5 protein-coding genes are annotated in these 8,728 nt (G+C 60.9%); 4 read left to right on the top strand and 1 reads right to left on the bottom strand.

Going from position 1 to position 8,728, the window contains the following annotated elements; all coding sequences use genetic code 11:
• From ACE3OH_RS15505 to flgL, 4 genes are all read left to right on the top strand, one after another.
• The coding region (locus ACE3OH_RS15505) for a flagellar basal body P-ring protein FlgI (RefSeq protein WP_374354842.1) at nucleotides 1-604 on the top strand (604 nt) is incomplete at its 5' end.
• A 136-nt stretch (nucleotides 605-740) separates the two neighbouring features.
• Entirely contained in the window at nucleotides 741-1,628 is an 888-nt protein-coding gene (gene flgJ, locus ACE3OH_RS15510; protein WP_374354845.1) for a flagellar assembly peptidoglycan hydrolase FlgJ, read from the top strand.
• Between the two features lie 45 nt (nucleotides 1,629-1,673).
• A complete protein-coding gene (gene flgK / locus ACE3OH_RS15515) occupies nucleotides 1,674-4,430 on the top strand; it encodes a flagellar hook-associated protein FlgK (protein WP_374354848.1) in 2,757 nt (918 codons plus the stop codon).
• Nucleotides 4,431-4,506: 76 nt separating this feature from the next.
• The gene (gene flgL / locus ACE3OH_RS15520) at nucleotides 4,507-6,171 is read left to right on the top strand and encodes a flagellar hook-associated protein FlgL (RefSeq protein WP_374354851.1); all 1,665 of its coding nucleotides are present in this window, start codon (nucleotides 4,507-4,509) and stop codon (nucleotides 6,169-6,171) included.
• 26 nt (nucleotides 6,172-6,197) lie between these two features.
• Here the strand turns inward: flgL and ACE3OH_RS15525 are convergent.
• The coding region (locus tag ACE3OH_RS15525) for an ATP-binding protein (protein ID WP_374354854.1) at nucleotides 6,198-8,728 on the bottom strand (2,531 nt) is incomplete at its 5' end.

Raw genomic sequence — 8,728 nt, forward strand, 5'->3', positions numbered from 1 at the left:
CATTCCCGATGGCGCCACGGTAGAGCGCGAGGTGCCGGGCGGGGTGGGGCAGGGCGATTTCATCACCCTGGCGCTGAACAATGCCGACTTCGGCACCGCCAGCCGGGTAGCATCGGCCATCAATAGCGCCATGGGGGCAGCGAGCGCCAGGGCACTCGATTCGCGCACCATCCAGGTCCGCGCGCCGCAAGACCCGGATGCGCGAGTCAGTTTTATGGCCAAGCTGGAAACGATCAGCGTCACGCCGGCCGAGGTATCACCCAAGGTGATCATCAATGCCCGCACCGGCTCGGTGGTGATGAATCGCTCGGTGACGCTGGAGCCCTGTGCCATCTCGCATGGCAGCCTCACCGTGACCATATCGGCCAAGAATGAAGTGAGCCAGCCCGGCGCGCTATCTGGCGGCAACACCGCCAAGACCGAAAATGCCGCCATCGAGATCAAGGCGGAAAAGGGCGGCGTCACCAGCTTGCCGCGCAGCGCCTCCTTGAATGATGTAGTCCGCGCCCTCAACCAGATCGGCGCCACCCCGCAGGATTTGCTGGCGATTTTGCAGGCAATGAAGGCGGCTGGCTCGCTCAGGGCAGAGTTGGAAATCATCTGATCAAGCCTTGGTCAATGCGCATGGCGCGCTGGCAGACTCGTCGACTTATCCCCTGAAAACCACTATTCATGCGCCACCGATGGTTGGCGCATTCTTTGCTTGAGCTGGTGTAGCGTAATCACACCGGCTGAGCATCATGCAAACTTCCTCCGCTGACTCTGCACTCAATGCCCGCCTGGCGATCGATGCCCAGGCGGTGGGCGATTTGCGCGCCAAAGCCGCCAAGGACCCGCAGGGCGCGGCCCGCGAAGTGGCGCAGCAGTTCGAGAAGATGTTCCTCGATATGGTGATGAAGGCCATGCGCGAGGCTACGCCGAAGTTCGATGAGTTGCAGTCCAATAGCCTGGAAACCTTCCAGTCCATGTATGACCAGCAGCTGAGCCAGACGCTGAGTGGCGGCAAGGGGTTGGGCATGGCCGATATGGTGGCGCGGCAAATTGCCCGCTTGAGCGATCCGCAAGCCTTGCCCATGCAACCCCGAAAGCTGCAGTTTCAGGATCTTGCCGCTGCGGCAAATGCTGCCGGCAAACTGCCGGCAACCGCGGTCTCGGTCAGTGAGCAGGCTGCCGAGTTTGTCTCCACCATCGGCCAGGCCGCCACGACGGCGGCCGCTTCGCTGGGTTTGTCGCCGCATCTGATGCTGGCACATGCGGCGCTGGAAACCGGCTGGGGCCGCAAGCCCATTACCGATACCAAGGGACGGAACAGCCACAACCTGTTCGGTATCAAGGCGGGTAGCGATTGGACTGGCAAGACTGCCGACATTGTCACCACCGAATACGTCGACGGCATTGCACAAAAGCGGGTTGAGCGCTTTCGCGCATACGACAGCTACGCCGATGCGTTTGCCGATTATGCGCAGCTATTGAGCAAGCGCTATGGCGCCGCCACCCAGGCGGGTAGTGATGCCCGGATGTTTGCCGAACGCCTGCAACAAGGTGGCTATGCCACCGACCCCCACTACGCCAAAAAGCTTACCCAGCTGGCACAGAGTCCGGCACTGCGCGCCTATCGCGCGGCATAAACGGCATATCGGTTCGCAGCAAAGTTTGCAACAGGAGTAGCGAAAATGGGCAACGGACTTTATGGCATCGCTGTATCGGGGTTACAGGCCGCGCAGATCGGTCTGACTACCACCAGCCACAATATCGCCAATGCCAGCACCCCTGGTTACACCCGTCAGACCATCAAGCAAAGCGCGGTCGACCCCTTGGGCACCGGCCAGGGCTTTCTTGGCCGCGGCGTGCAAATCGATACGGTAAACCGCTCCTACAACGAGTTCCTGGTACGGCAGATGCAAGGCGCCCAGGCGCAGAGCGGCTACTACGACAATCTGCAATCGCATCTGGAAGACCTCGATAACCTGCTGGCCGATCCGGCTGCCGGTTTCTCGCCTTCGCTGCAAGATTTCTTCACTGGCGTGCAGACCGTGGCCAATGACCCGAAGAATGTGTCATCACGGCAATCGCTGCTGGGCCTGTCTCAAGCAATGATTACCAAGTTGCAGACCGTCAACAGCCGTATCACTACCTTGCGCAATGATGTGAACCAGGAAGTGACGGCAACGGTGGGCAATATCAATGGCATCACGCAGCAGATTGCCGCCTTCAACGAACAAATCACTCTGGCGCGCAACGGCGCCAATGGCAACGAGCCGAATGATCTGCTGGATCAGCGCGATCAGCTGGTTACCCGGCTGAATCAATACGTCAAGTCCACGGTGATCAAGCAAAACGACGGTAGTTACAATGTGTTTATCGGAAACGGCCAGAATCTGGTGGTGGGCGGTACCGCGTTCACTCTGGCTGCCATCCCGGCTGCCGATGATCCAGCGCGGTTTGATGTGGCTTACCAGCAATATGGCGCGACCTCGGTGATACCCTCCAGCCTGATCACGGGCGGCTCGCTCGGCGGCGTGCTGCAATACCGGCGCGATGTGCTCGATAACGCACAGTCGGCCATCGGGCGCGTGGCCATGGCGCTGGGGCAATCGGTCAACACCCAGCACAAGCTCGGCAGCGATCTCAATGGCCAGCTCGGCGGCAATTTTTTCCAGTTCCCGATGGAACGCATCAATGAGCAAGGCAATATCGGCGTCAACAAGGTCAAGCTCAGTGCCAGCAATCTCTCTACCGAGCCCTTTGTCAGCAGCGATTTCAATGTCAGCGCGGTGCCTGATCCGGCTGGCGGCCCGCTTGCCTATCTGATTACGCGCTTGACCGATGGCCAGACCGTAACAGCCTCGTCGGCCGAAATCACCGGCACCGATGGCTACACCGCCTTCGGCATCAATTTCCGCCTGACTGCCAGCCCCACCGGAACCACGGCGGATATGGTGCTGGGCGAAACCATCGGCGTCAGCTTTTTGCCGGCTGCCTCGCATGTCATCCCGAATAACCAGAACCAGGGCAATGCCACGGTGCAGGTATCGATTGCCGATACCAATAAGCTCAGTGCTTTTGACTACACCTTGTACGTCGATCAGGCCGATGACCCCACTTCGCCTGTCCGCGAGGATAGCTATCGCCTGCTGCGCAGTGACGGAAAGAGCTGGAGCATTTCCGGCGACGAGCTGGCCAATCCGCCGCTCGACCAGTATTTCCCTGATGGCATGGATGGTTTGCGCATCAGCATCACTTCCGGCACGGCGGCGACCGGAGACACCTTCAACATCCAGCCAACCCGGGACTTTGCCGACAATATGTCGGTGATGATCACCGATACAGCCAAGGTGGCTGCCGGTTCACCGATCCGCACCTCGGGCGATACGGTGTCGATCAATGTGTCGAAAGACCCTGCCAATACCGGCCCGGCCAATATCGCTGCCATTACCACCATTACCGAGGCCAATGGTGGCGTACAGGCCAAGAAAATACAGCTGTCGTTTACCGGGGTCGACGCATCGGGCAATCCGATGTACGACATCAAGGATGCCGCGACCGGCGTGGTGCTGCTTGGCGGACAAACTGCGCAGCAAGACCCGGTCAGTGGTAGCTATCACATCACTTACAACGGCTGGACGGTGGATATCACCGGCGGTGTGCCGGCCGCGGGCGATAAATTCCTGGTCGATCCACGCCGCAATGCCGGCAGTGCCACCATTTCCGCCGGCGCACCCAGCGGCAGCCCGCTCGATATCAATCTGGTCACCCAGCGAGGGGCAGTCAATCGCACGGTTTCATCGGTAGCGATCAGTTTCAACGCGAGCAATGCCACCTCTTTCCATTTTGTTGATCCCGCCAATGGCCGGATCTTTGATACCAAGAGCGGCAATCGTTTCGATCCGGCCAGTGGCAATCTGCTCGATCCCAATGGCGCCGTCGTCCAGGGCGGCCTGTCGATCGACCCGGCAACCGGCAATGTGTGGGATGGCACCAATACCATCATTGCTGCGCAAACCTATACCTCGGGCTCGAAAATCACCTTCAATGGCTGGTCGGCGCAGATCAGCGGGGTGCCGAAAGGCGGCGACACCTTTATGTTCATCGAGGCCAATGCCGGCGCGGTGTCCGACTCACGCAATATCCTGGCCATCGGCAAGCTGCAGACCGCCAATACCTTGCAAGGCGGGACCGCGAACTTCCAGGGCTCCTATAGCCAGATGGTGTCGCAAGTCGGGGTAAAGGCGAATCAGGTAAATATCAACCAGGCGGCGCAGGCGCAATTGCTCAAGCAGACCCAGACCAAGCTGTCGGAGACCTCGGGCGTGAATCTGGATGAAGAGGCATCAAACTTGCTTGTGTTCCAGCAAGCGTATCTGGCGTCGAGCCGCACCATCCAGATTGCGCAGAAGGCATTTGAAGCCGTGCTGTCGATCGGCACCTAAAGCGCCTGTCCCGGATTGATCGGGCCATAACGTCGATTTGGCCGCAGCGCAGCCTGCGTTGCCGGAGTTGAACATCATGCGTATCGCCACCCATACCATTTACGATCTGGGCGTGTTCAATATGAACAATCGCCAGTCGGATCTGTTCAAGCTGCAAAACCAGCTATCTACCGGCCGCAAGGTGCTGACGCCATCGGATGATCCGGTCGCATCGGCACGCTCGCTCGATCTGATCCAGTCCAGCAGCCAGAATGCCCAGTACATCACCAATGCGCAGAGCGCGACGGGCGCCTTGGGTCTGTCGGAGGCCAACCTGCAACAGATCGTGCGCACCCTGCAGGATATCCAGACCCTGGCCGTGCAAAGTGGTGACGCTACCCTGAGCAGCAGCGAGAAAAAAATCATCGCCACCAATGTGGCAAGCAAATACCAGGAATTGATCAGCCTGGCCAATACCACCGACGGTAACGGACAGTATCTGTACTCCGGCTATCAGGGCGGCACCAAGCCTTTCAATGAGCTGGCCTATGGCAATGTGCGCTATGACGGCGACCAGGGGCAGCGCAGCACGCAGATTTCACCCTCGCGCGATATTGCCGTGTCCGATTCCGGCGCCGATCTGTTCGTCAAGATCAAGAACGGCAATGGCGTGTTCGCCGCGTCGATGGGGCAGCCAGATCTGCCGCGTACCGTGGTGGTTGGCGATAGCGGCCCGATCCAGTTCTCGCGCGATCCTGCTGGCGGTTATGTCAATTCCGGCTACCGCGTGGATTGGGATGCGGCGTCGGGCAATTACACGATTACCCGCACCGTCGACAATCAGACCAGTGTGCAGGCGCCGGCTTCGCTGGTGCCGCCCGGAGTGAACGCCCTCGGCATGGTGATTACCGCCACCGGCAATCCTCCCACCAAGGCGACCGCTACCGCCACCTTCGATGGCACCCTGGCAGCCAGCCAGGGGACCGGCGTGGTCAGCCCCGGCGTGGTGACCGACCCGCTGAAATGGGCCGATCGCAACAATACCGGCCTGTATCGCATTGCTTTTCATTCGGTGCCCGATCCGCAGCAACCGGCCAAGCAATTGCTCAGCTACGACATCATCAATAACGACACTACCTCGGCCAATTACAACCGCTCGATGATCGATGGCTGGGACTACAAGACTGCCACCGATCCTGCCGGTCTTGCCACACGTACCGACAGTGCCACCCGCCCGAACAGCTATCCGCGCGTGTATACGCCGGGTGGCGATATCGTGCTGGCGGCGTTGCCTGGTGAGAGCAACCCCTTGATTGCCGGCTGGGATTTCGGCGCCAAGGTGAATGTGACCGGTGCGCCGGGCGATGGTGACTCGTTCAGCATCAATCCAAGCCGCGACTACGATGTGTTCAGTACCATCGGCGACTTTACCGCGGCGCTCAATGCCTATGCCGACAACAGCGTCAGCGCCGCCACATTCCAGAACCGGCTCAATACCGCCCTGGCCAATCTCGACAACACCTTGTCGGTCGTGGTGACGGTACAGGCCAATGTCGGCTCGCGCTGGAAGGAAGCAGATTCCACCCAGAGCACCAATAAGGATCTCAACCTGCAGCTGACCCAGTCGATTTCGGGCCTGACTGATCTGGACTACAGCCGCGCCATCAGCGATTTCACCCAGACCCAGACCTATCTCGATGCGGCTCGAAAAACCTTTGCCTCGGTGCAGAGCCTGTCGCTGTTTCAGTACATCCAGGGCTAGGCACGCGCAGTAGTGAGCTTGCTGGCTCAAGCCAGCAGTAACTCGGTAGCTGCGTCGAATTCGTATTGCTCGATATAGGCGCCAAGTTGTGCCAGCACGTCTGGCGCGAGCAGCTGCCGCAATTGCGCCTGATGGCGCGTGAAGAAACTGGCGGCGTCTATGCTGCAGCCGGCCAGCAGGATGGCCAGTTGGTCACGTATGGCCAGCACTTCCTCGTGGCTTGCTGGCTCGCTTGGGCCGGCAGGCACGCTTTGCTGTCTGTCCAGGCGGGTGGTGAGTTCATGCATCAACGCTTGCAATGCGGTGAGCAGCTCACCGCATTGCCGGCGCAAACCATCGAAGCGGCCTTGGCGCAGGCTGTCTTCCACCGCGCCGGCGCAGTGTTGCAAATGGCGTGCGCCAAGGCTGGCAGCGCTGGCCTTGAGGCTGTGCGCCAATCGCTCCAGGGCGCCATGGTCAGCTTGGTCGAGCAATTGCGCCAGTGTCTGCGCAGTGTGCTGATGGGCATCGAAAAAACGCTGCAGGATGTGCTGGTATAGCGCCGGCTCCCCACCCATATACATCAGGCCCTGTTCGGTATCGAGCGCGGCCTCGCTGGCGTTGGCGGCGGGCGAGGCACGCAGGGCCTGCCCCGGCTGGCGGCCCCAGCGTTCAATGATGCGGTAGAGCCGTTCCGGAGCTATTGGCTTGCTCAGGTAATCCTGCATGCCCTCGGCCAGGCAGCGCTGGCGTACATCGGCCATGGCGTGGGCCGTCAGGGCAATGATGGGCAGCTTGGCATGGCGCGGATCGCGGCGGATGGCGGCGGTGGTTTCGTGGCCATCCATGCCCGGCATCTGCAGATCCATCAGCACCAGCTGGTAGTAGTCAAGCGGCTGGCTGGCCAGCAAAGCCAGCGCCTCTTGTCCGCTGGATGCGAGATCCACCGCCAGCCCGACGCTGTTCAGCAGCTCGCAGGCCACCTGCTGGTTGATCTCGTTGTCCTCGACCAGCAAGATAGGCCCCGCCATCGGAGTGCCTGTTGCCAGCGGGCGCGCCTGTGCGGCGGCAATTTCTGCCCCTTGGGCGATCGGCAGGCGCACGGTAAAGCGAAAGGTAGAGCCTTGCCCGGCAATGCTTTCCACGCTGAGATCGCTCCCCATCAGCCGCAGCAGCTGGCGAGAAATGGTCAGGCCCAGACCGGTGCCGCCGTACTGGCGGGTGGTGGAGCTATCCGCCTGGGTGAAGGCCTGGAACAGGCGCGCCTGCTGCTCGAGGGTCATGCCGATGCCGGTATCGCGAATCTCGAACACCAGATGGTGCGCGTCTTCCTCCAGCGTGGTCTGGCGAACACTGAGCACCACCTGGCCGCGACTGGTGAACTTGATGGCATTGCTGCACAGATTGACCAGCACCTGGGCCAGGCGTACCGGGTCGCCCAGATAGTGGGGCAGGGGATGGCGCGGCATCTCGTGCACATAGTGGATGCCTTTTTCCTGGGCGCGCTGGGCGGTCAGTATGCGCACCTGCTCAAGCAGCTCATCCAGCGCCAGGGCGCAGTGCTCCAGCTCCAGCTTGCCGGCCTCGATCTTGGAGAAGTCCAGCACATCATTGATGATGCCCAGCAGTGCCTGCGCCGACTGGTGGATCTTCTCGATATAGTCCTGCTCCTTGGGCGGCAGCTGTGCCCGCGAGGCCAGATGGGCCAGGCCGATGATGGCATTCATCGGCGTGCGGATTTCATGGCTCATATTGGCGAGGAATTCGCTTTTCAGGCGGGTGGCTTCTTCGGCCTTCTGCCGTCCGATACGCTCGGTCTCGACCGAGTGCTCGATGGCCAGCACCTGCATGCGGATGGCGCTGGCGCCTTCGAGCAGCTGCGATTGGCGCTGGGCAAAGTCGATATGCGTCGCCAGCGCCTGCTGCCATTGCTCGGTGGCGGCATAGCACAGATACAGCTCCTGACGTGCCGCCAGCGGAATCCAGCGCGATTCGCACTGGTCATGCCGGCCTTCGCCGGCTAGCAGCGCCGCGATCGCCTCGTGAAAGCGCCCTTGCTGGCGCAAAAGGCTGCCCTTGGCCCAGGCGTAATTCAGGCTGTAGCGCTCCAGGCAATCTTGTTCGCCGCTATGACGGCGCCGGGCGATATCGGCATCGATACGGGCCAGCCACTGCGCGGCCTGTGGCCAGCCGGCCGGATCGCGACTGTGCAGATACACCGCGACCAGCAGGCCTTCGACAATCTGAAAATCCAGCTTCTCATCGGCAAAACGGGTCAGCCAGCGTTGCATGATGCTGCGCGCTTCGTCGATCTCGCCGATGGCAATACAGGCGAGCGCCAGGCCCGGTGGCGCATTGCGCAGCCGGTTATACAGCTTGTGGCGTTCGGCCAGCTGCATCACTTCGCGCAGAGCAGTCAGGGCATCGGCAAAGTTGCCGTAATTGAGATGGGCATCGGCCACATTGACGAGACTGAGGCTGAGCCGCGACGGGTCGTTCATCTCACGCGCCAGTGCCAGCGAATCGTAGCAATAGCGCATCGATGCTACCTCATCGCCGATACCGGAGGCCGCGCACA

The sequence above is a fragment of the Chitinimonas sp. genome (genome assembly GCF_041904975.1).
Taxonomy (GTDB): domain Bacteria; phylum Pseudomonadota; class Gammaproteobacteria; order Burkholderiales; family Chitinimonadaceae; genus Chitinimonas.

Coding starts and splice junctions, on each gene's coding strand:
- flgL (WP_374354851.1), top strand. CDS start 4,507: ATGCGTATCGCCACCCATACCATTTACGATCTGGGCGTGTTCAATATG.
- flgK (WP_374354848.1), top strand. CDS start 1,674: ATGGGCAACGGACTTTATGGCATCGCTGTATCGGGGTTACAGGCCGCG.
- flgJ (WP_374354845.1), top strand. CDS start 741: ATGCAAACTTCCTCCGCTGACTCTGCACTCAATGCCCGCCTGGCGATC.